Source organism: Pseudomonas sp. S31, from assembly GCF_016648105.1.
GTDB lineage: Bacteria > Pseudomonadota > Gammaproteobacteria > Pseudomonadales > Pseudomonadaceae > Aquipseudomonas.
Window position 1 is genome coordinate 1 of sequence record NZ_JACVVE010000060.1, and the last position, 20,177, is coordinate 20,177.

At 64.7% G+C, this 20,177-nt stretch carries 17 protein-coding genes and 1 pseudogene; 12 read left to right on the plus strand and 6 right to left on the minus strand.

Features of this window, described 5'->3' with window-relative positions; translation table 11 throughout:
* Positions 1 to 80 precede the first annotated feature (80 nt).
* Complete coding sequence (locus IAE37_RS26930) at positions 81 to 824, minus strand: MlaA family lipoprotein (protein ID WP_442967875.1); 744 nt, start codon at positions 822 to 824, stop codon at positions 81 to 83.
* A 73-nt stretch (positions 825 to 897) separates the two neighbouring features.
* Positions 898 to 2,196: a serine/threonine protein kinase gene (locus IAE37_RS26935; RefSeq protein ID WP_201178495.1), complete on the minus strand. Its 1,299-nt coding sequence runs from the start codon at positions 2,194 to 2,196 to the stop codon at positions 898 to 900.
* 227 nt (positions 2,197 to 2,423) lie between these two features.
* Between IAE37_RS26935 and IAE37_RS26940 the strand changes: the two genes are divergently transcribed.
* Positions 2,424 to 2,789, plus strand: coding sequence for a hypothetical protein (locus IAE37_RS26940; RefSeq protein WP_201178496.1), 366 nt, complete (start codon positions 2,424 to 2,426; stop codon positions 2,787 to 2,789).
* A gap of 75 nt (positions 2,790 to 2,864) precedes the next feature.
* On the opposite strand, the gene IAE37_RS26945 is transcribed toward IAE37_RS26940, so the two are convergent.
* Positions 2,865 to 4,436 carry a beta (1-6) glucans synthase gene (locus tag IAE37_RS26945; RefSeq protein ID WP_201178497.1) on the minus strand — a complete coding sequence of 524 codons (1,572 nt, stop codon included), beginning with the start codon at positions 4,434 to 4,436 and terminating at the stop codon, positions 2,865 to 2,867.
* Between the two features lie 197 nt (positions 4,437 to 4,633).
* Between IAE37_RS26945 and IAE37_RS26950 the strand changes: the two genes are divergently transcribed.
* The 9 genes and pseudogenes from IAE37_RS26950 to IAE37_RS28930 all read left to right on the plus strand — a co-directional run.
* Positions 4,634 to 5,494 (plus strand): glycine betaine ABC transporter substrate-binding protein, encoded by an 861-nt coding sequence (locus IAE37_RS26950; protein WP_201178498.1) that lies wholly within the window; start codon positions 4,634 to 4,636, stop codon positions 5,492 to 5,494.
* A 221-nt stretch (positions 5,495 to 5,715) separates the two neighbouring features.
* Positions 5,716 to 6,027 carry a DUF485 domain-containing protein gene (locus IAE37_RS26955; RefSeq protein WP_201178499.1) on the plus strand — a complete coding sequence of 104 codons (312 nt, stop codon included), beginning with the start codon at positions 5,716 to 5,718 and terminating at the stop codon, positions 6,025 to 6,027.
* Positions 6,024 to 7,688, plus strand: a complete 1,665-nt coding sequence (locus IAE37_RS26960; protein WP_201178500.1) for a cation acetate symporter — start codon at positions 6,024 to 6,026, stop codon at positions 7,686 to 7,688. Before IAE37_RS26955 ends, IAE37_RS26960 begins: the two co-directional genes overlap by 4 nt.
* Positions 7,689 to 7,920: 232 nt before the next feature.
* Positions 7,921 to 8,397: a CS1 type fimbrial major subunit gene (locus IAE37_RS26965; protein WP_201178501.1), complete on the plus strand. Its 477-nt coding sequence runs from the start codon at positions 7,921 to 7,923 to the stop codon at positions 8,395 to 8,397.
* A 97-nt stretch (positions 8,398 to 8,494) separates the two neighbouring features.
* The gene (locus tag IAE37_RS26970) at positions 8,495 to 11,002 is read left to right on the plus strand and encodes a CS1-pili formation C-terminal domain-containing protein (RefSeq protein ID WP_201178502.1); all 2,508 of its coding nucleotides are present in this window, start codon (positions 8,495 to 8,497) and stop codon (positions 11,000 to 11,002) included.
* On the plus strand, positions 11,002 to 12,180 hold the full coding sequence (locus IAE37_RS26975) for a hypothetical protein (protein WP_201178503.1): 1,179 nt from the start codon (positions 11,002 to 11,004) through the stop codon (positions 12,178 to 12,180). Before IAE37_RS26970 ends, IAE37_RS26975 begins: the two co-directional genes overlap by 1 nt.
* 126 nt (positions 12,181 to 12,306) lie before the next feature.
* Entirely contained in the window at positions 12,307 to 13,044 is a 738-nt protein-coding gene (locus IAE37_RS26980; RefSeq protein ID WP_201178504.1) for a molecular chaperone, read from the plus strand.
* Positions 13,045 to 13,075: 31 nt separating this feature from the next.
* A complete protein-coding gene (locus IAE37_RS26985; RefSeq protein WP_201178505.1) occupies positions 13,076 to 13,702 on the plus strand; it encodes a response regulator transcription factor in 627 nt (208 codons plus the stop codon).
* Positions 13,703 to 13,824: 122 nt separating this feature from the next.
* A pseudogene (locus IAE37_RS28930) lies at positions 13,825 to 16,806 on the plus strand (transporter substrate-binding domain-containing protein); the annotation flags it as partial.
* 75 nt (positions 16,807 to 16,881) lie between these two features.
* Here the strand turns inward: IAE37_RS28930 and IAE37_RS26990 are convergent.
* The gene (locus IAE37_RS26990) at positions 16,882 to 17,034 is read right to left on the minus strand and encodes a DUF3309 family protein (protein ID WP_012271016.1); all 153 of its coding nucleotides are present in this window, start codon (positions 17,032 to 17,034) and stop codon (positions 16,882 to 16,884) included.
* A 297-nt stretch (positions 17,035 to 17,331) separates the two neighbouring features.
* Here IAE37_RS26990 and IAE37_RS26995 point away from each other — a divergent pair, with 297 nt between their 5' ends.
* Positions 17,332 to 18,141, plus strand: coding sequence for an SDR family oxidoreductase (locus tag IAE37_RS26995; RefSeq protein ID WP_201178506.1), 810 nt, complete (start codon positions 17,332 to 17,334; stop codon positions 18,139 to 18,141).
* 129 nt (positions 18,142 to 18,270) lie between these two features.
* The gene (locus IAE37_RS27000; protein WP_201178507.1) at positions 18,271 to 18,456 is read left to right on the plus strand and encodes a carbon storage regulator; all 186 of its coding nucleotides are present in this window, start codon (positions 18,271 to 18,273) and stop codon (positions 18,454 to 18,456) included.
* Between the two features lie 106 nt (positions 18,457 to 18,562).
* Here the strand turns inward: IAE37_RS27000 and IAE37_RS27005 are convergent, their stop codons facing one another.
* A complete protein-coding gene (locus tag IAE37_RS27005) occupies positions 18,563 to 18,790 on the minus strand; it encodes a YheU family protein (RefSeq protein ID WP_003252629.1) in 228 nt (75 codons plus the stop codon).
* Between the two features lie 81 nt (positions 18,791 to 18,871).
* The gene (locus IAE37_RS27010; RefSeq protein WP_201178508.1) at positions 18,872 to 20,056 is read right to left on the minus strand and encodes an osmoprotectant NAGGN system M42 family peptidase; all 1,185 of its coding nucleotides are present in this window, start codon (positions 20,054 to 20,056) and stop codon (positions 18,872 to 18,874) included.
* Positions 20,057 to 20,177 lie beyond the last annotated feature (121 nt).

Sequence of the window (20,177 nt, forward strand, 5' to 3'; positions counted from 1 at the left end):
TTTCAGCTTCGCACCAGAAAATGCCGGGGCCGCTTCGCGCCCCATCGCGGCACAAGGCCGCTCCTACATGGCGCGGGTCATCATTCGGCTATCTGCAACTTACGCGCCTGGGTATATACATACCGCACCTTCTCGTACTCGAACGGCGAGTTGAGCTGGCCATAGCGGAAGTTGGTGGTGTAGCGCTTGTCTACCACGCGCAGGGCGAAGATCTCCGGATGGTCGCTGCTGGCTTCGGCTACGTTCAGGTAGTTGACCGCGTCCTCGCCCACGTAGTCCACCACCAGCCCGGTGGTGTCACGCAGGTTCGACGGCCCCAGCACTGGCAGCATCAGGTAGGGCCCCTCGGGCACGCCGTAGAAGCCGAGGGTCTGGCCAAAGTCCTCGTTCTGCTTGGGCAGGCCCATCTTGGTCGCTGGGTCCCACAAGCCGCCCACGCCGAGCAGGGTATTGAACATCAGCCGTGCGGTGATCTCCGCCGAGCGCTTGGCCTTGAGCTGCAACACACTGTTGAACAGGTTCGGTACATCGCCCAGGTTGCTGAAGAAGTTGCTTACCCCGGTGCGCACGAAGTGCGGGGTGACGTAGGTATAGCCATTGACCACCGGCAGCAGCACCCACTGGTCCAGGCGGTAGTTGAAGTGATAGATGCGCCGGTTCATCGACTCCAGCGGGTCGTACACATTGAGCGCCTCGAGGGTGGAGCGCTCGAATTCGCGCTGGTCCAGCCCCGGGTTGAATTTGAGCTCGCGCAGGGGGTCGATGAAGCCGTCCGCCTCCGGCGTCAATGGCGCGGCGGTCACCTGCGGGTCAGCCTCGATCACGCTGGCGCGCGGCGCGGTCTCTTGCGCCAGGGCATTGCCGGTGGCGAGCAGGGCAGTGACGAGGAGGAGTTTGTTAACCACGGAAGAACTCCAGCATGGCGTCGCTGTTGACGCGGTAGTTGAGGTTGCCGCAATGGCCGCCATGGGGGTACAGGGTCAGGCGATCGCCGAATACCCTACGCAGGAAACCGATGTCGCCCGGGCCGAGTATCACGTCGTCGGCGTTGTGCATCACGGCGATCTTGGAGCTGCCGTGCAGGTAGCCCTCGAGGGCGTACAGGCTGACCTGGTCGATCAGTTGCAGGATGCTGCCGCCATCGGTGCGGGCCCGCCACATCGGGATCACCTGCTCGGTCATGTAGCACTCGAAATCGCATTGCAGGGCGCGCTTGAAGAACGGTGTCAGGCTGGTGCCCTCGGTGATCGGGTATTTCGGCGGGGTGATCAGGCCGCGTCGGTTGATCAGGTCGGAGGTGAAGGTGATATCGGCTGCCGAGAAGCGGAACGAGGTGCCGATGAGCATGGCCATCTGTTCGTTGGACAGGTGCTGGCGCGACTGCTGGAAGTCGTACAGCAGGGCGTCGTTGAGGTCGATGTAGCCCTTGTCCTGGAAGTAGCGGGTGAGCTTGCTCAGCATCAGTTCATAGAACGTCGTGCTGCGGTCGATGCCCTTGACATGGGTCTGCACCAGCTTGTCGAGGTTGCTGACCGAGGTATACAGGTTGACTGGCGGATTGAGCAGCAGCACCCGCTTGAAGTTGAAGCTGCGCCGGGTTTCATCCAGGTGGCTGACGAACGCCGCATTCAGGGCGCCCAGGCTGTAGCCGGTGAGGTAGTACTCACTGACCGGCAGGTGCCGCTGCTGTGCACGAATGGCCTGCATCACGCGGTACAGGTCCTTGGCGTCTTCCCGGCTGACGCCCGGGGTGGCATAGCGCGAAGCGGCGCTCATGAAGTCCCAACTGGTAGGCGAAGACAGTTGCACGACGTGGAAGCCGGCCTGGTAGAACAGCTTCTTGAGGTATTCGTTGATGCTGCTGGTGTAGGGGGCGCCGGTGCCGGCGATGATGAAGATCAGCGGCGCTTCGCGATCCTGGCGAGCCAGGCGGTACTTGAGCTTCTTCACCGGCCAGAAGTTGTCGGGCAGGGTGAACTCGCGCTCCGGGCGCAGGTTGAGGCTGTAGTCCGACTGGGTGATCTGGTCGTCGCGCGGCAGCGTCGGGCGCTGGTCTGGCGGGGTGGTGGCGATGGTCGCCTCGAACGGGTTGGTCAGCGGAAAGCCATAGCTTGCGGCGTCGATATCCCGCGCTGAAGCAGCCGTAGCCAGTAACAGGCCGCCAAGAAGTGCGGCGAGGCGCCAAGGTCGAAGCATGTTGTCCCCCAGGGAAAAGCAAGCAAGGTAGTGCGATGCAGGCTAGGACCACGGCGCTCATGGCAAAGTTGCCAGGTGTCGCGGCCTTTGTAGTGCCAGTTATTACTGCGCCAGTGTACGGCGAGGCCGGTTCGTTCTCTGCAACATAGCTGCAAGGGTGTGATTTTGCCTTACATCGGGTCTTGGGTAATCATGCACACTTCGATTATCACCAACGGAAAATGGAAATGTCTCGAGCCCTGCCGGTCGTGGTCGCGCTCCTGATCCTCGCGTCATGGCTGGCTGCCAGTTACGGCGTGCGCTATGGGTTGATGGAAAACGGGCAGTGGGTTGGCCTGTGTGCCGAGGCCAGGCCGTACTGGCAGTGCCAGGCGCGGGCGCTGCTGGGGTTGACCATTTACCACCAGGTGCTGGCATGGGCCGGGTTGGGATTGGCGCTGGTGGCCCAGTTGTTGTCGGGGCGTGTCGGCAGTTGGCTGGCGGGCCTGGCGTTGGTGTTCGCGGTGCCGGCAATGGTGCTGTATACGGCCAGCATCGCGGTGTTTGCCGTGGTGCTGGCCGGGTTGCGGTTGGTGCGCCGCCCGCTGTTGTAGGAGCGGCCTTGCGCCGCGAAGGGCCGCAACGCGGCCCCTGGTTATTGACGTCGCCGCAGATATCGTGGGGGGCCGCTATGCGGCCCTTCGCGGCGCGAGGCCGCTCCTACAGAGGGCCAGCGTCATCACCACGCTGACCAGCGCCCAGCCCCAGGCTTGCTGGTTCTGCAACCCCTCGCGATACAACTGCGGCACCACCCCGGCGCCGACGATCACCGCCAGCAACGCCACCTCCGCCCGCGCCGCCGACACCGGCCTCAGCGCATACAGCAATGCCGGTAGTGCCAACGCGGCCGTGGGGAAGCTGCGATAGCGCGGGTCGAATACCATCGCCAGCATGCTCACCGCTGCGGCGAACCCTGCCGCCAGCAACAGCCAGCCGGCATGGGCCTGCAGCCAGGCATGCAGGCGTTGGCGCCAGCCTTCACGGCGTGCCAGGCCCAGTACCCCGTGAGCCAGCACCAGCAGGTTCAGCCCCGCCAGCGCCAGGGCCCATGCCCACTCGCCGATGAAGCGTGCATGGGTACGCATCAACTCGCCCCACAAGCCCAGGCAGGCCGCGCCGAACGCCGCCAGCAACGGCAGCGCCAGGGCCGCGCCAAGGCTGCCAGGGCGCCCGGCCAGCCACAGCATCGCCAGCATCAACGCGGCGCTGGCCAGCAGCCACTGCGACCAGGCGTGGAGATCGCTCACCGGGCCTTCGAGCACGCCCTTGTCCTGGCGATCGGCGTCGTACAGCCCCCAGAAACCGCCCACTGCTCCCTCGCTGGCGCGCTTCCACGGCTGGTCGAAAGCCTCGATCAGGTTGTAGTGCCAGCCGTTGGTCTCGGCCATGGCCACGAAACCGCGGATGAAGCGCGCCTCGTTGACCCGGCTCGGCACCGCGGTTTCGCGTTGGCGACCTTCGCTGGGCCAGCCGGTCTCGCCAATGAAGATGTCCTTGGGCGCGAAGCGCGCGCCGAACAGCCGCCGCACCTCGGCCACATGGGCCAGGGCATCGTCGATGCCGCGCGGGTCGTCTTCCCAGTAGGGCAACAGGTGAATGGTCAGGAAGTCCACCGCCGGCGCCACCTGCGGATGCTGCAGCCAGAACTCCCAGACATCGGCATAGGTCACCGGCACCTTGACCTGGCGCTTCACCCGCTCGATCAAGGCAGCCAGGCGGTCCCCGGTGACTTCCTTGCGCAGCAGCGCCTCGTTGCCGACGATCACCGCGCTGACCACGTCGGGGTTGGCATTGGCGGCGGCGATCAGCAGCTCGATTTCCTTGTCGGTATCGGCCTGCCTGGCGTTGACCCAGGCCCCCAGCATGACCTTCAGCCCATGCTTGCGCGCCAGCGCCGGAATTGCCTCGAGACCGGTCATGGAGTAGGTGCGGATGCACTGGAATCGCTCGGCCAGCAGCGCCAGGTCGGCGTCCATGCGTGCCGGGCGCAGGCGAAATGGCTGGTCGAACGGTGACTGGTCCTTGTCGAACGGCGTGTACGAGGCGCACTGCAGCTTGTGCGTGGAGCTGGCTGCATCGGGCAGCGACACCGGCTTGCCCAGCCCGTACCAGAGCGCCCCGAGCCCGAGCAGGGCGAGCAGGCAGGCGATCAGGTAGAGGAGGTACAGCGGGCGGGAAGCGTCGGGCATCGGGCGATCCATCCTCGGGCACAAAACGTTAGATGGTAGCCCGGCGCCAACCCTTTGGCATGCAAGGATCGCGCAGACCTGCGTACGCCGTTGCCGTTAATGGCACAGTGCTGTCGCAAAGGGTTCGGTTAGGTGTCGCACTTGGAGCAGGTCGTTGTCGGTTGCAGGCGGATTATGGATTCTCCAAGACCTGACGAGGGGATGCTTTGATGGCAACGACTACAAGAATCCGACGTTTGCTGGGGGTGGGCAGCGCCCTGGTATTGGCCATGAGCGCTGCGCAGGCAATGGCCAAGGAAGTCAGCATCGGCTACGTGGATGGCTGGGCCGACAGCGTGGCGACCACCAACGTGGCCGCCGAAGTGATCAAGGAGAAGCTCGGCTACGACGTGAAACTGCAGGCGGTAGCCGCCGGGATCATGTGGCAGGGCGTGGCCACCGGCAAGCTCGATGCGACCCTCTCGGCCTGGCTGCCGGTGACGCACGGCGAGTACTGGGCCAAGAACAAGGACAAGGTCGTCGACTACGGCCCGAACTTCAAGGATGCCAAGATCGGCCTGATCGTCCCTGACTACGTCAAGGCCGCCAGCATTGCCGACCTCAAGACCGACGATAGCTTCAAGCAGCGCATCGTCGGCATCGACGCCGGCTCCGGGGTGATGATCAAGACCGATCAGGCGATCAAGGACTACGACCTGAAAGGTTACAAGCTGGTGGCCAGTTCGGGCGCCGCGATGACCACCGAACTGGGCAAGGCCGTCGACGCCAAGCAATCGATCGCGGTCACCGGCTGGGTGCCGCACTGGATGTTCGCCAAGTGGCAGCTCAAGTTCCTCGACGATCCAAAGGGCGTGTATGGCGCGGCGGAAACCGTCAACAACATCGGCAGCAAGAAACTGGCGCAGAAGGCCCCGGAAGTGGCGGAGTTCCTGAAGAAATTCCAATGGCAGTCCAAGGATGAGATCGGCGAGGTGATGCTGGCGATCCAGAACGGCGCCAAGCCTGAGGCGGCGGCCAAGGACTGGGTGGCCAAGCATCCGGAGCGGGTCAAGGAGTGGACGGGTAAGTAATCTGGCTGCAGGGCCAATGTGCCTCCTTCGCGTGTAAACCCGCTCCTACAGGGCCTATGCAAACCCCTGTAGGAGCGGGTTTACCCGCGAAAGGGCCGTCACTTTGTTACGCATTCGGTAAAACACCCTTACATATAAGACTAAGGTCGTCTGGTTGGCGTCCAACGGCAGCATAAAGTGACAGTGGGTTCTCCCTGATCTGTGCTGCTAGGACAAAAACAATGAACGACAGCATTTACCTCTCGATACAAAACAGTCCGCGCTTCAAGGAACTGGTCAGCAAACGTGAACGGTTCGCCTGGATTCTCTCGGCGATCATGCTCGGCCTGTACTGCGCCTTCATCCTCCTGATCGCCTACGGTCCCCAGATTCTGGGCGCCAAGCTCAGCCCTGGGTCGTCGATTACCTGGGGCATTCCCCTGGGCGTCGGCCTGATCGTCTCGGCATTCGTCCTGACCGCCATCTACGTGCGCCGTGCCAACGGCGAATTCGATGAGCTGAACAAGGCCATCCTCGAGGAGGCGCAACAATGATTCGCCATTCCAAAGCCTTGGCCGCCTTGGCCTGCAGCGTCTTCGCACCCGCCCTGTGGGCCGCCGATGCCCTGACCGGCGAGGTGCAGAAACAACCCCTGAACGTGTCTGCGATCGCCATGTTCGTGGCCTTCGTCGCCTTCACCCTCGGCATCACCTACTGGGCCTCCAAGCGCAACAAGTCGGCGGCCGACTACTACGCCGCCGGTGGCAAGATCACCGGCTTCCAGAACGGCCTGGCGATTGCCGGCGACTACATGTCGGCAGCGTCCTTCCTGGGTATTTCCGCCCTGGTGTTCACCTCCGGCTACGATGGCCTGATCTACTCCATCGGCTTCCTGGTCGGCTGGCCGATCATCCTCTTCCTGATCGCCGAACGCCTGCGCAACCTGGGCAAGTACACCTTCGCCGACGTGGCCTCGTATCGCCTCGGGCAGAAGGAAATCCGCACCCTCTCGGCCTCTGGCTCGCTGGTGGTGGTGGCGTTCTACCTGATCGCCCAGATGGTCGGTGCCGGCAAGCTGATCGAGCTGCTGTTCGGCCTCGACTACCACGTCGCGGTGATCCTGGTGGGTATCCTGATGTGCCTGTACGTGCTGTTCGGTGGCATGCTGGCCACCACCTGGGTACAGATCATCAAGGCCGTGCTGCTGCTCTCCGGTGCCAGCTTCATGGCGCTGATGGTGATGAAGCACGTCGGCTTCGACTTCAACACGCTGTTCTCCGAGGCGATCAAGGTACACGCCAAGGGCGAGGCGATCATGAGCCCGGGCGGCCTGGTCAAGGACCCGATCTCGGCGTTCTCCCTGGGCCTGGCGTTGATGTTCGGTACCGCTGGCCTGCCGCACATCCTGATGCGCTTCTTCACCGTCAGTGACGCCAAGGAAGCGCGCAAGAGCGTGCTCTACGCCACCGGCTTCATCGGCTACTTCTACATCCTGACCTTCATCATCGGCTTCGGCGCGATCCTGCTGGTCAGCACCAACCCGGACTTCAAGGACGCCGCAGGTGCCTTGCTGGGCGGCAACAACATGGCGGCGGTGCACCTGGCCAACGCCGTGGGCGGCAGCGTGTTCCTGGGCTTCATCTCGGCCGTGGCCTTCGCCACCATCCTCGCGGTGGTCGCGGGCCTGACCCTGGCCGGTGCCTCGGCGGTGTCCCACGACCTGTACGCCAGCGTCTGGCGCAAGGGCAAGGCCAACGACAAGGACGAGATCCGCGTGTCGAAGATCACCACCATCGCCCTCGGCGTGCTGGCGATCGGCCTGGGTATCCTGTTCGAGAAGCAGAACATCGCCTTCATGGTCGGCCTGGCCTTCTCCATCGCCGCCAGCTGCAACTTCCCGGTACTGCTGCTTTCGATGTACTGGAAGAAGCTGACCACCCGCGGCGCCATGATCGGCGGCTGGTTGGGCCTGATCAGCGCAGTGACGCTGATGATCCTAGGCCCGACCATCTGGGTGCAGATCCTCGGCCACGAAAAACCGATCTACCCTTACGAGTATCCAGCGCTCTTCTCGATGGCCATTGCCTTCGTCAGCATCTGGTTCTTCTCGGTCACCGACAAGTCCAAGGCTGCCGATGAAGAACGCGCGCTGTTCTTCCCGCAGTTCGTACGTTCGCAGACCGGCCTGGGGGCCAGTGGTGCGGTTTCGCACTGATCCATCGATGTAACCAGCGCGGGCCACCTCAGGGTGGCCCGCGTCGTTTCGGGCACAGCATTCTCAGTAGGTATGGCACTTTGATATTCGCTCGGAAATTTCCTAGCCGCCGTCAGAGCGGTCCTAGGTAAAACGCCGGGGCGCTTGGCGAATAATCTCCGCACCAACGGCAAGTCGCTGTTTTGGTGCGTTTTTCTGCGACGTTTTCTGCAGGATGAAAGGAGATCTATTCGTGAAAGCATTCCTTCTGGCGCTCCCCCTCGCCGTACTGGGCGCAGGTTCTGCCCTGGCCGCCGACCCGATCGAGAAACAGGTACTGGTCACCGCCGTCGTGCCAACCGCCGCGTTCTACGTCGAACCGGTGGGTGGCAACTGGATGAACGACCCGCAAGAGATGGCCTGGAACCCGTTCCAGGAAACCCTGGAGCCGATCCGCAAGCAACTGCAGGCCAAGAGCACTGTCGGCGCCATCACCGCCCACCTGCTGTCGCCCGCCCAGATCGCCAGCGGTGCTCAAGCCATCGACCTGGACGTCAAGGTTGGCGGTACTTCGCTGACCACCAGCGCTGTCGAGATCCTCAGCGATACCCAGGCCGCTCCAGGTGTGCTGGTGGACTTCGAAGTCGTGCCGCGGGAGCCGGCCGGTGGCTACCTGCCAGGCAACTACCAAGGGCTGGTCAGCATGATGTTCGAAACTGCCACCCCTTGATCCTCCCGCGCTCACCCGTTCGTCATCCGTCATCTGCCTTCCTTCGCGCCCCGGCTGGTCCGGGGGCGAAGGTGGGCGCCGTGTGCAAGACAGGCTCATGCTCAATTCCAATTTTCACACCTTTTGCCGGTGCTGTTGCCTGGCGCTGTTCGGTACCCTGTGGCTGTTGCCAGCCCGGGCCGAGCAGGCGGTCGCCGGCGCGGGCAGCCTGACCCAGGCCAAAGGGTTGCCACGGGAGTTCGAGGCGCACTTCTTCGATGTGCCGCTGGCGGTGAGGGTCGATCTGGACGGCCGTTACCTGGGCGATGCCATGGTGGTACTCGGCCGTGACGAGCAGGTGCAACTGCTCGAGTTCAGCGACACCCAGGACAGCCGTGAGCCACCTGCTGCCCGGCGCCGCTGGGGCGAATACCTGCAGGCCGGGCGCCCGCTGGGCGACTGCCAGGCCGACTGCATCGAGGGCCTGCGGGCCATTCACTACAGCCTGGTCAATTCGCAACTGTCGCTGCTCACCCACAAGGCCGAGCAAGGCGCCGAGGCGGTGCGTTACCATGCCTTGCCCGAAAATGGCAGCGCTGGCCTGATCGTGCGTAACCAGCTCAACCTGGCCGGCAGCGCGGGCCAGAACACTGGTAGCTACCAGCTCCAGGGCCAGGGCAGTATCGGCAACTGGACCGTGCTGGCCGATGCCCGTGCCGACCGTGAAAGCGACAGCCGCCGTGGTACCCGCCACCGCATGGAGCAGTTCTACGCCGAGCGCCTGAACGAGCAGTACTTCTTCCGCCTGGGCTACTTCACCCCAGGTGCCCAAGGCCTGACTCGCCAGCCACGGCTGTTGGGCAACAGCCCCGATACCACCCTGGGCCTGATGGTCGGCAGCAGCGACAGCCTGCTGGTAGACAATGGCCAGGCCAGTTCTACCCCCATCTACGTCACCCCCAACCGCCCCGGCGTAGCGCAGATCTACCGCGACGGCGTGCTGATCAACAGCCAGCCCGTGCAGCCGGGTCTGCAGCCGCTGGATACCCGGGTATTGCCCGGCGGCATCTACGAAGTCGAGGTGCGCCTGCTGGAAGACAATCAGGAAACCTCGCGCAGTTCGGCGTTCGTCTACAAGCCCAGCAACTGGCGCGACCCCAACACCCCATGGCGCTACAACCTGTACCTGGGGCGCCAGGCACAGCTGTTCAGCAACTGGGGCGATGAACAGAACGATAGCCTGAGCGCTGGCGTGCTCGGCAACTACCTGTTGCATCCCCAGGCGGTGCTCGGCCTGTCGCTGCAGCAAGTGAACGAAGCCATGCAGTACGGCAGCTCGCTGGACTGGGAACTGCTCGACCGCACCCGTTTCTACGGCAACCTGTACCGTACCGAGCGCCAGGGCAACGGCTACGACCTGCAGTTGATCCACACCCATGACCTGGGTTCGCTGGTGGCCAGCTACAGTCAGTCCTGGCTCGAGACCCGCGGCGCCAGCCGGCGCAGCCAGGGCATGAGCCAAGAGCAGCAGCAGGCCTCGTTGCTGATCAGCCACCGCCTTGGCCAGCGCAGCACGGCGACCTTGCGTGTGTCCCACAATAGCGGTGCCAGCCAGGGGCTGGGCCTGGACCTGGGCTGGTCGTTCTACGGCAAGTTGATGGGCTCGGACACCAACTGGCGTGTTTCGCTGTTCGACCGCCCCGGTACCCTGAGCAGCGGCGAGTCGCGCAGCCGTGGGGTCAACCTGAGCCTGAGCATGAGCCTGGGCGCCCCCGGCAAGCGTATCGCCGCCAGCTTGGGCAGCCGTACCTCGCGCGACGGTGGCAGCGACCACAATGCCTCGCTGTCCTACCAGCAGGATGTCGATCTGGGGCTGGTGCGCACCCTGGGCGCCACCGCCACGGTGGACCGCTACGGTGCCGGGTACGGCGGCGATATGCGGTTCCAGAACCAGGCGATGTACGGCGATGCCTATGTGCAGAGTTCTTCTTATAACGGCGAGCTCAGCGCTGGCCTGAACCTGCAGAGCATCGTCGCCATGGGCGGCGGCAAGCTGGCCGTGACCGGTCAGTACCTGCCCCACGATGCCGGCCTGATCATCGATGTGGACAGCGATCTGCCGGCGCTCGAGCTGCGCGCGGACGATTCCCGCGGGCTGTCCGCCACCCTCAAGCCGGGGCGCAACGTGATCCCGGTGGGCGCTTATCAGGCCGGCCACGTGCAGTTCGATTTCAACGGCGAGCACGAGCCTGCGGCCGTGGTCCAGCCGAGCAGCCTGGACTACCACCTCAACCGGGGTGGGGTGGCGTACCGCCAACTGCGGGTGATGCGCACGGTGACCGTGCTCGGGCGCTTGCTCGATCGCCACGGCCAGCCCTGGCGCGGTGCGCTGGTGATCAACCACGCCAGCCGCAGCGTCAGCGAAGCGGGCGGACACTTCGCGGTGGAGATGAGCGAATCGACGCCCTCGCTGGAGGTGCGCCATCAAGGCAAGTCGGTGTGCTTGCTGAAACTGGACCTGGCCAACCTGGCGCGTGAAGACGACATCGTGCTGGCGGGCGACCTGGCGTGCCTGCCCGAAGGTCTGGCCCAGGCCGCTACATCATTGAATGAAGGAGAGAGCTGATGGCTGGCAGGTTGCACAGGTTTCTGGCGGGCTGCGCCTTGCTGCAGGCTCTGGCGGCGCCGCATGCCGGGGCGATCGAGGTCGATGTGACGGCGCGCTACCGGGCCGACCCGTCCGGCAAGTTCGAGAACACCACGCCGAAGGCGGTATTTTGCGCGCGCTTCAGGTTCAATTGTGAAGGCGATCGACACGCGTTCGATATTCCCATCACCTACACCAAGACCGTGACCGTGCTGGCGCCGGATGTGCGCGACCGCTTCTACCTCAAACTGCCCTCGCGCCGTTCCGTCGAGGTCAGCAATGACCAGGGCGAGCGCTACATGCTGACCATCGACTTCACATTCGTCAGCCAGCGAGCGACAGAAATCAGCGGCAACCCGGGCCATGCCGCCTCCGGCCCAAGAGGTGGGTGCAGCGCCGTGAGCATGTCGGCTGGCTTCCAGTACTTCGCCTTTCTCTGGCGTGTTCGCGATATCACCGACCCTTGCCACGCAAGCGGCGTTGGAACTGGTGGCGAGGTCATCACCGTGGGGGTCGACGAGGTCGGGGTGGCGACCCACCTGATCATCCCCCCGCCAAGCGGTATGCCCAAAGGTATCTATCGTGGGCGTGTGGACTATAGCGTCGGCGACGGCGGCGACTTCGATTTCGGCAGCCATGTCACCGACCTGAGCGACAACGTGGTCACGTTCAACCTCGAACTGGACGTGAGCCATGACCTGTTCATGCGCTTCCCTCCCGGCTCCGAACGGGCCGTGCTGGAGCCGCCGGGTGGCTGGCAAAGCTACCTGGCCGGGCGCAGCGCGCCACAGCGGTTGTCGCGCGATATCCCCTTCACCCTGTGGAACACCGGGCCTCTGCAGATCTACAAGCAGTGCCAATACGATCAAGGCACCTTGTGTGCGATACGCGACAGCAACGGCCGCGGACAACAAGTGCCGATCCAGGTGGCGCTGACCCTGCCCGGGCAGTTGGTGCACGGCGGCCAGCCGATCGAGCGGCTGGCGATCCCCACCGGTGAGGCAGCGGCACTGGACATCGTTGCCCGCGACGTGGTGTGGAACCGCCCGGGGACCCTTCACTTCGAGGTGGGTAGCCAAGACCTGCCGGCCATGCTGGCGCGCCCCGGTAGCCGTTACGAAGGCCTGGTCACGGTGATGTTCGATGCGGATCTCTAGGACTGGCGTTTGTCATTAGGAAATTTCCTATTTGTTGTTCGGAAGCGTCTGACTTGGATAACAACCGACTCTGTGAACAACTTGGAAATCGATGTTGATTGAATATTGCTCAGGATGACGAAGTACATGATGAAACCCTCGATAGCACTCTGCCTGGCATTACTGGCGCCTTTGGTGGCCCAGGCCGCACCCGAGCTGAACGTGGGAGGTTTGTACGACTACCTCGGCGCGGGCAAGAGCACCTTGCTCAAGCGGGTGCGCAACGGCGGCGACAGTACGGCGTTCGTCAAGGTCGCGGTCGTCGAGCTGGTGTATGACGACAACGGCCAGGCCCAGGAGGTCGACCAGGAAAGCCTGCCCATGGAACAGCGCGGCCTGGTGGCCAGCCCGGCGCGGCTGATCGTGCCGGCGCGGGGCATGCAGGCAGTGCGCCTGCTGTACCGGGGTGAACGCGACCGTGAGCGTTACTTCCGCCTGCGCTTCATCCCGGTGCTGCCCGAGCAGGGCGACGGCTTCGCGGTCAGCGCGCAAGAGGCCGATGCCTACCGCGACAGCCTCAAGGCCGGCGTCAACCTGCTCGCAGGCTATGGCACCTTGCTGTTCGTACGCCCCGGCGAGCCACGCTTCGACACCGCCGTGCGCAACCAGGGTGGGCAACTGACGGTGCTCAACCAGGGCAATGCTACGGCGGTGCTGGACCAATTCCGCCAATGCAAGGCCGCCGGCGAGGACTGTAGCCAGGCCACCAAGCACCACGTGCTGCCCGGCCGCAACCGCCAGTTCGGCACCCAGCCGGGCAGGCCGGTGTATCAGTTCGAACTGCACGAGGGCGAGCAGCGTAAGGAAATGCTCATCGAGGGATGAGCGCACACATATCCGCGCGTGAGGAAGACCCATGCATACAGTTGTGGTGGTGGACGACCATCCTTTCATCCGTTCCACGGTTTGCGCGCTGTTGCGCCAGGAGCGGCTGGAGGTGGTGGGCCAGGCCGGCAACGGCATCGATGGCTTGCGCCTGGTGCGCGAGTGCGCGCCGGACCTGGTCATTCTCGATATCGCCATGCCGGGCCTGGACGGCCTGGAGGTGATCACTCGCATCAAGGGGCTGGAGCGTCCCGCCAAGTCCGTGGTGCTGACCTCGCAGATCGCCGAGACCTACTCGTTGCGCTGCATGCAGGCCGGGGCCGCTGGCTATGTGTGCAAGACCGACGACCTGTGCGAGCTGAAAAAGGCCGTAGGCGCGGTGCTGGCCGGCTACACCTATTTCCCCGAGGTGGCCTTCAGCTCGGTGCACCACCAGGACCTGAAGTACAGCGAGGCGCAATGCATCGCCGAGTTGACCGACCGTGAGCTGATGGTGCTGCAGCAACTGGCCCGTGGCTTGAGCAACAAGGCGATCGGCGAGTTCATGCTGCTGAGCAACAAGACCATCAGCACTTACAAGGTACGCCTGCTGGAAAAGCTCAGGGTCAACTCGCTGATCGACCTGGCGGACTTCGCCCGCCGCAACCGGCTGATCTAGCCATCCGTCTGTTACCTATGCATTTGCTGTCGCTGCTGGTGCTGTTTTGCCTGGCGCTGTCGGCCAGTGGCGCGCCGGCATTGCACACCCGCGCCGCGCTGGACGGCCCGCGTTACGAGCCGATGGCCGACGACTTGCGCTGGTTGTGGGAGCGGCGCAGTTTGCGCCTGGGCGTGGTCGAACGCGACAACCCGCCTTTCGACATCCTTGGTACGGGCCTGGCTTACGAAGGCATCACCGCCGACTATGCCGGGCTGCTGGCCGAACACCTGCGCTTGCAGGTACAGGTGCAGGTGTTCGCCACCTTCGCCCAAGCCGCGACTGCCCTGCAGGAGGGCACGATCGACCTGCTTGGCTCGGTGTCTGCGCAGCAGGCGTTGGAGGCCGGCCTGCGCCTGTCGTTGCCCTATGCCGAGGACACGCCGTTGTTGATGGCGCCAGAACAGAGCCAGCGCCCGCGCAACACCGACACCCAGGCCTTGCGCCTGGCGATGGTCGAGGGCTACCGCACCCTGGCGCAGGTCCAGGCGCATTACCCCTCGGCCCAGGTCCAACTGCACCCTTCGCCTTTCAGTGCGCTGACCGCGTTGTGGCTGGGCCAGGCCGACCTGTATCTGGGCAGCGATCTGGGTGTGCATCATGTGCTGGGGCGCGGCCAACTGGGCAGGGTCGAGGAACTCGGCCATGCAGCCTTGTCCCGGCAGGACATCGGTTTTGCCACGGCCGAGCATGGCAGCCCATTGCCACGGCTGGTGGATGCGGTGCTGGCCAACCTGCCCGAGCGCCAACGCGTGCGCATCCGGCAGCGCTGGACCCTGGCCACCCCCAGTGGGCGTCGGCCCGAGCCGCTGCAACTGAGCGAGGCCGAACAGCGCTGGCTGCGTGAGCACCCGGTGGTCAAGGTGCTGGTCGATGAGCAAGCGCTGCCACTGAGCTATCGCGACGCCAAGGGCCAGCTGCGGGGTTTGAGCCTGGATGTGCTGAGCCTGGTCAGCCGGCGTAGCGGCCTGCGTTTCGAGGTCGAAGGGGGCACCAGCGTCAGGCGCATGGTCGAGCAGGTGCGCGACGGCGAGGCGCAGCTGATCGCCGGATTGCGCCATAGCCAAAGCCATGAACGCCACCTGCGCTTCAGCAGGGCCTACCTGAGCACCTCGCGGGTGCTGGTCACCCGTGATCGGGCTGGCACCGCCGACAGCCTCGCGCGCCTGGAGGGGCTGAGCGTGGCCGTGGTGCAGGGCAGTGCCATGCAGCAACTGCTGGGGCAATACCCCGGTATCGGCCAACTGACGGTGCGCGGGCCGGTGGAGGCCTTGCATGCGGTGGCCAATGGACGGGTCGCGGCGGCGGTGCTGACCATGGCCGAGGCGCGCCCGTCCATCGCCCGCTGGTACCCAGGGTGGCTGAAGGTCAGTGCCAGCCTGCCACTGCCGCCGGCCCACTTCGCCTTGGCCAGCGCGCGCGGTGCCAGCGAACTGCAGTCGATCATCGACAAGGCGATGCTCAGCCTGGCCCCGCAAGAAGCCGAGCTGCTGGTGCGCCGCTGGCGCAACCCGATGATCGTCGCCGACAGCATGTGGCCGCGCTACCGCACGCAGATCGCCATGGGCTTCGCGGTCGCCGCGCTGTTGCTGCTGCTGGCGCTGTTGTGGATCCGCTACCTGCGCCGTCTGCAGGTACGGCTGCGCCGCGCCACTTACGCGGCCGAAAGCGCCAACCAGGCCAAGACGCACTTTCTTACCACCATGAGCCACGAAATCCGCACCCCACTGCATGCGGTGCTGGGCATGCTCGAATTGGCCCAGCGCAAGGCCGCCCAGGGTGTGCTCGACCGCCTGGCGGTGGATGTCGCCACTGATGCGGCGCGCAGCCTGTTGGAACTGATCGGCGATATCCTCGACATCTCCCGCATCGAGGCCGGGCGCCTGCAACTGACGCCCCAGCGCGTGAGCTTGCGCGAGCAGGTGTGTCGGGCCATCCAGCTGTTCGAGCAGCAGGCTCGTGGCAAAGGCCTGGAGCTGCACCTGGAAGCCACTGGCGAGGTGGACGTGGACGTGCTGCTCGACCCGCTGCGTTTCAAGCAGGTGCTGGGTAACCTGCTCAGCAACGCCATCAAGTTCACCCACCAGGGCCATGTACGGGTACGCCTGCAGGGGCAGGCCAAGGCGGACCGCCTGCAGGTTGCGTTGCAGGTCGAGGATACCGGCATCGGCATTGCCGAGGCGGAGCTGGCCGAACTGGGCAAGCCGTTTCGCCAGGGCGGCAACCAGCGCCAGTCGCCGCGCTGCAGCAGCGGGCTGGGCTTGGGCATCAGCCGTAGCCTGTGCGAGATGATGGGGGGCCGCATGCGCCTGCACAGTGTGCTGGGGCAGGGCACACGGGTAGACGTTGAGCTGGACCTGGCGCTGCTGCCCGGCGCGGACCGCGAAGATCCGTGCGCGGCCACCCCGACGTTGCCGCGGGAGGTACGCCTGCGGGTGCTGGTGGTGGACGATTACCCGGCCAACCGTTTGTTGCTGGCCCAGCAACTGGATTACCTGGGCCACCAGGCGCGGGTCGCCGAAGACGGCTCGCAGGCGCTGCGCTTGTGGCTCAAGGAGCATTTCGATGTAGTGATCAGCGACTGCAACATGCCGCGCATGGATGGCCATGCGTTGGCCCGGGCCATCCGTGAGCATGAGCGGCGCAGCGGTCGCCCCGCGTGCCGGCTGATCGGCCTGACCGCCAGCGCCCTGGAAAGCGAGCGCCACCGCTGCCACCAGGCCGGAATGGACGTGTGTCTGTTCAAACCCTTGGACATGCTGGCCTTGGTCAAGGCGCTAGGCGACCAGTACCCCATTCACACGGCCGTTGAAACCAGGGAATTCGACCTGGCGCATTTGCAGCACATTGTCGGAGGGGACCATATCGCGCTGAACGCGCTGCTGGCCGACCTGCGCAGCAGCATTCGTGACGACCTGAACCAGCTCGATCAGGTGATGGATGACCCGCCAGCACTGGCCGAGCTTGCGCACCGGGTCAAGGGTGGCGCACGTATCGCCCGGGCCCAAGGGCTGGTCGAGGCTTGTGAGCAGCTCGAGCAGGATTGCGCCGTGCAGCCGCTACCGTGGCCGCGACTGCAGCAGCATGTCCAGGCGCTGCGCGAAACGCTGCAGCGCCTGGAGCGCCAGCTCGAGCCGGGTTCATATCATGCCGAGCAACAACAACACCAGCAGTATCACCAGCACCACGCCGACGATGCCGGACGGGCCGTAGCCCCAGCTGCGCGAGTGCGGGAAGACCGGTAAGCCACCAATCAACAGCAGGATCAGGATGATGATGAGAATCGTGGTCATGACGAAATCCTTGCGTGGTTGAGGGTCAAGGGCCTGGTATCGCTGGCCTCTTGTTAATTCCGACTGGTGGGGGGTGGGAAAGATTCCATTGGGTGTGGTCGCTCGTGCGGGCCTCTTCGCGGCTGAAGCCGCTCCTGCACGCGGTAGGCGATCCCCTGTAGGAGCGGCTTCAGCCGCGAAGAGGCCCGCACAGACCACCCACGCATGTGCCCCCATTCACTCCCTTGATGAATCCTGTGCACCGCCCGACCCTTGTTTAGACTCAAGCCATCCCTACCAGACAAAGGCCTTGCCACCATGCAAAACCGCATCATGATCACCGGCGCCGGTTCCGGCCTCGGTCGCGAGATCGCCCTGCGCTGGGCGCGCGAGGGCTGGCGCCTGGCGCTGGCCGATGTCAACGAGCAGGGGCTGGGCGAAACCCTGGAACAGGTCCGCGCCGCCGGTGGTGACGGCTTCACCCAGCGCTGCGACGTGCGCGACTACAGCCAGCTCACCGCCCTGGCCCAGGCCTGTGAGGCGAAATTCGGCGGCATCGACGTCATCGTCAACAACGCGGGTGTCGCCTCGGGGGGCTTTTTCGCCGAGCTGTCGCTGGAGGACTGGGACTGGCAGATCGCGGTCAACCTGATGGGCGTGGTCAAGGGTTGCAAGGCCTTCCTGCCGCTGCTCGAACGCAGCAAGGGGCGTATCGTCAACATCGCCTCCATGGCCGCGCTGATGCAGGGACCGGGCATGAGCAACTACAACGTGGCCAAGGCCGGGGTGCTGGCCCTGTCGGAGAGCCTGCTGGTGGAACTGCGCCAGCTTGAAGTGGCGGTGCATGTAGTGTGCCCGTCGTTCTTCCAGACCAACCTGCTGGACTCCTTCCGCGGCCCCAACCCGGCGATGAAGGCCCAGGTCGGCAAGTTGCTGCAAGGCTCGCCGATCAGCGCCGAGCAGATCGCCGACTACATCTACCAGCAGGTCGCGGCGGGCGAGTTCCTCATCCTGCCCCACGAGGCCGGGCGGGACGCCTGGCTGCTCAAACGGCAGGCGCCGGAACGGCTGTACGACGAGATGGCGGACATGGCGGTGAAGATGCGTGGCAAGGCTCAAGCACGTTGATTGTAGGGCGCGTCTGTAGGTTAATCCGCATACATGCGTGGGATTATTCTCTTTCGTTCGGGAGGTATTGAGTCAGCCTAGTCGCCCTGTGCAGGCTCCGGTTTTCCCTTTGGTTTCAAGGAGCAGGGCATGCTGGTAATCGGGCGAGACGTGGGTGAACGCATCATCATCGATGGCAACATCGTGGTCATGGTGGTGGGGTCGCGTGATGGCGTGGTGCGCCTGGGTGTGACCGCGCCGCGTGATGTGCCGGTACACCGCAGCGAGGTGTACCAGCGCATCAAGGGCGGGGAGGTGTACAAGCGCAAACCATGACGGCGCTTCGGCCCTAATGCCAGTCAGTTAAGGTTCCAGTAGACTTTACTGGGGCTGCAAAGCGGCCCCAAATTGCTTAACTGACTGGCATTACCCCTCGGCCCTGTTAATCGAGCAACTCGCGCGGCACGTCGTGCTTGGCCAGCAACTGACACTGCTGGCTCTCGAGGTCGAACAGGATGAACGCCTGGCCTTTGGCCAATGCCTGGCGAACCCGCAATACGCGGGTTTCCAGTGGAGTGTCGTCGCCGTTGTCAGTGCCGTCGCGGGTGACGAAATCCTCGATCAGGCGGGTCAGGGTTTCGGCTTGCAGTTGGTCGTATGGGATCAGCATGGGATGTGGGCAGGTCTCTTGGGATGGCGTAATCCTACGATATTTTGGGCCGCTGCGCGGCCGCTACCCTATGCGCATCCGTCAGGCTTTGTTTCCAACTAGGCTGTCCACCGCTGGCACCCGGGTATCGCTTTCCATCTGCGCGTCGTGTTCCAGCTGGTGGCTGAAGCGCTCGAGCGAGGTGCTGGCCGGGTGCGAGTCGCTGGCGAACACCGGCGGGCTGAGCAGGTACGCGGACAACAGGCGGCTGAGGGCGGCCAGGCTGTCGATGTGGGTGCGCTCGTAGCCGTGGGTGGCATCGCAGCCGAACGCCACCAGCGCGGTGCGGATGTCGTGCCCGGCGGTCACTGCCGAATGGGCATCGCTGAAGTAGTAGCGGAACACGTCGCGGCGCACCGGCAGCTCGCGCTCGCCGGCCAGTTTCAGCAGGTGGCGTGACAAGTGGTAGTCGTAGGGGCCGGAGGAGTCCTGCATGGCCACGCTCACCGCATGTTCGCTGGAGGCCTGGCCAGGCGCCACCGGCGCGATGTCGATACCGACGAACTCGCTGACGTCCCAGGGCAGGGCGGCGGCGGCGCCCGAGCCGGTTTCCTCGGTGATGGTGAACAGCGGGTGGCAGTCGATCAATGGCTGCTGGCCACTTTCCACCACCGCCTTCAGCGCCGCCAGCAGCGCGGCGGCGCCAGCCTTGTCGTCCAGGTGGCGGGCGCTGATATGGCCGCTTTCGGTGAACTCCGGCAGCGGGTCGAAGGCGACGAAGTCACCGACGCCGATGCCCAGGGCCTCGCAGTCGGCGCGGGTGGCGCAGTAGGCGTCCAGGCGCACCTCGACATGCTCCCAGCTGATCGGCATCTGGTCGATGGCGGTGTTGAAGGCGTGCCCGCTGGCCATCAACGGCAGCACGCTGCCGCGGAACACACCGCTGTCGGTGAATACGCTGACCCGGCTGCCTTCGGCGAAGCGGCTCGACCAGCAGCCCACCGCAGCCAGGGCCAGGCGGCCGTTGTCCTGGACCTGGCGCACGCTGGCGCCGATGGTGTCGAGGTGCGCCGAGACGGCACGGTCGGGTGAGCTCTGGCGGCCCTTGAGGGTGGCGCGGATGGTGCCGCGGCGAGTGAGCTCGTAGGGGATGCCCAGTTCATCCAGGCGTTCGGCGACGTAGCGCACGATGGTGTCGGTGAAACCGGTGGGGCTGGGGATGGCGAGCATCTCCAGCAGCACCTGTTTCATGTAGTCGAGATCGGGTTCGGGGTGTCGTTCGGACATGGGGACTCCTCGGGTAATGAGGCGTGGCGGGTATCGAGCGCCGCCCGCGCGGCGCATCGCGAGCGTGCGCTCGCTCCTACATTTGTTTTCGGCCAATAACGCCTGTGACAGGCTTGCGCGA